A 2510-nucleotide genomic window follows, 5' to 3' on the forward strand; every position below is an offset into this window, starting at 1 on the left:
GTCAACGTCCTGTGGGCCCTGATCCGTGACCGACGGTGTTACCAGGTCGCACCACCGGTCACGGCAGCCGCTTGACAACAGCATTAGGAAGCGTCCACGTGGTCGAAGGTGCGCAGCATCTCCTTCAGCACACGTACGCACGCCCGGAGCTCGGCCTCGGTCAGATCGCCGCCGACCTGCCGGTTCAGGGCGTGCTCACGCGCGAGGATCGCGGTGATGACGGCCACGCCCTCGTCCGTGATCCGGATCAGCGAGGACCGCTGGTGCGCGGGGTTGGGCGTGACCTCCGCCCAGCCCCGGTCCACCGCGTCGTTGACCATGCGCTGCACGAACTGCCGGGTCAGCGCCATGACCCGGCCCATCTGAGGCACCGTCATGGGCCCGTACCTGTGCAGCAGAACCAGGACGGAGCGCACACCGACGGACACCCCCTCGACCTCCTCGCCCTGCTCGAGCTTGCGCAGGCCGCGCCGGTAGAGCGCGCCGATCAGGTCGAAGACCTCACTGACGCGGTGGCCGAGATCGTCGGGTGGCAGCGGTGCGTCGAAGTCGTTCACCCGCCCATCATGCACCGGATCATCATGACAACCAGGTTGTCAAAGTCGCCCAAGGATGACACCTTGGTTGTCATGACAGTTGCTTCGGAACTGAACCGCTTCACGTCCACCGACGGCGAACTCGCCTACCGCGACACCGGAACGGGCGACCTCGTGGTCCTGCTCCACTCCGGCTACGTCGACAGCCGCTTCTGGGACGAGCAGGTACCGGCCCTGGCCGCCGAGTACCGCGTGATCGCCCCCGATGTGCGCGGCCACGGCTCCTCCGCCAACGCGAGCAAGCCGTTCCGCTGGGCCGACGACCTCGCCCAACTGCTGCGCCACCTCGACGCGGGGCCCGCCGTCCTCGTCGGCCTGTCGATGGGCGGCGTCATCGCCACCGACACCGTGCTGGAGCACCCGGAGCTCGTCCGCGCCGTGGTGACGTGCGGCGCCGCGACCGGTGACTTCCAGTACACGGACCCGTACCACAAGGAGATCCGGGCCGAGTACGCCCGCACGCTGGCCGCCGGCGACATCCAGGGCTGGCTCGACATCTTCCTGCGCGTGGTGCCCGGAGAGCACCGCACCGCCGAGGACGTCGACCCGGCCATCGGGCTCCGGCTGCGCGAGATGGCCGCCGGCACCATCGCGAAGCACACACCCGGCGAGAAGGACTGGCACGTACGCGTGACCGACTCCTGGTCCCGCCTGCCGCAGATCGACGTCCCGGTGCTCACGATCAACGGCACCCTCGAACCCGCCGAGATGCTGGATGCGGCCGAACGCCTCACCCGCACCGTCCCCGACGGCCGCTCGGAGACCGTCGAGGGCACCGGCCACTACCCGAACCTGGAGAAGCCGGAGGTCTTCAACGGGATCCTGCTGGACTTCCTCCGCAGCCTGTAGGACGTCCGGGGACTTCTAGGACGGGCTCGGGGAGGCGGACGCCGGGGGATAACTCGGGTGCAACGAGGGCGAAAGCGGTGCCAGCGACGCGCACATCGAGGTCGGGAACTCAGGCTCCCTGCGCTGCACGTCCCGGCAGCCCCCGGCCGCGCCTCCCGCGATCGGCACCCAGCCCTTCTTCTCCGCGCGGAAGAACCAGCGGTCGCCCAGCCGGGACGAGCAGCCCGTTCCCGACGAGTCGCCGCAGGCCGGCCCCGTGCGCCAGGAGAAGTCCAGCACCAGCCACCTGCCGTCGCACTTCTCCGAGTCCCGGTACGTGTGCGCGGGCGCGTCGACCGCGATCAGCGCCTGTTCGTACGAGGCGGTGGTGCAGCCGGTGGCCGGCGGCGTGCAGCCCAGCTGCCCGCACAGCCGCAGCGCGGGCAGCTGGGCGCCGTCGGCGGTGAACTGGGTGTAGTTGTCGACCACCAGCTCCCGTGCGCCCAGGGGGACGGGCAGCCGGACCCGCGCCGTGGCCACCTTCTGTTTGGTGCACCCCGAACGCCGGTCCCCCGACGGCGAGTAGAAGGTGATCTGCACCCGCACCAGGCCGTCCTGCACAGGGTCGGTGAGCACCGCCTTCAGGTCCCGCACACACGGGCGCTCGCCACTGGGCACCTGCGCCTCGAGCAGCACCGTACGGCCCCCGTCGGCGAGCCGGGCCCCGGTGACGGCCGACGGCTCCGCAATGGTCCACGGGATCGGCCCGGTCGGCGACGCGGACGTCCGCCGACCGGCCACCTCGGTCCCGCACGCACCCAGGAACAGTACGGCGACGGCACAGAACACGGCGGCAACGACCGCTCTGCGCCTTCCATTTGATCGCAAGAGTGCTCAATCCCCCCGTACGGCACCGGCGTTCCCCCACGCGACCGCAGCACTCTAGCCGCGGGCCAGCTCCGACCTCTTGTAGGAGTACCCGAATTGAAGCTCTCCCCTCCCTTCGCTTGCGCTCAGGAAGGGGATTCCTGTCTACCTTGCGGCGACGGGTTTGACGGTGTTACCCGCCCTGCGACCGCGCCTTCC

At 70.0% G+C, this 2510-nt stretch carries 3 protein-coding genes; 1 reads left to right on the forward strand and 2 read right to left on the reverse strand.

The genetic code is table 11. The features are described 5' to 3' along the window. Positions 1-83 precede the first annotated feature (83 nt). Positions 84-557 carry a MarR family winged helix-turn-helix transcriptional regulator gene (locus ABZ880_RS54355; protein ID WP_361279408.1) on the reverse strand — a complete coding sequence of 158 codons (474 nt, stop codon included), beginning with the start codon at positions 555-557 and terminating at the stop codon, positions 84-86. Between the two features lie 72 nt (positions 558-629). On the opposite strand from ABZ880_RS54355, the gene ABZ880_RS54360 reads away from it, so the two are divergent. Continuing rightward, on the forward strand, positions 630-1445 hold the full coding sequence (locus tag ABZ880_RS54360; RefSeq protein WP_361279410.1) for an alpha/beta hydrolase: 816 nt from the start codon (positions 630-632) through the stop codon (positions 1443-1445). Positions 1446-1460: 15 nt separating this feature from the next. On the opposite strand, the gene ABZ880_RS54365 is transcribed toward ABZ880_RS54360, so the two are convergent. Further along, positions 1461-2273 (reverse strand): hypothetical protein, encoded by an 813-nt coding sequence (locus ABZ880_RS54365; RefSeq protein WP_361279413.1) that lies wholly within the window; start codon positions 2271-2273, stop codon positions 1461-1463. Positions 2274-2510: the final 237 nt, after the last annotated feature.

Source organism: Streptomyces sp. NPDC047043 (genome assembly GCF_040644055.1).
Classification (GTDB): Bacteria; Actinomycetota; Actinomycetes; order Streptomycetales; family Streptomycetaceae; genus Streptomyces.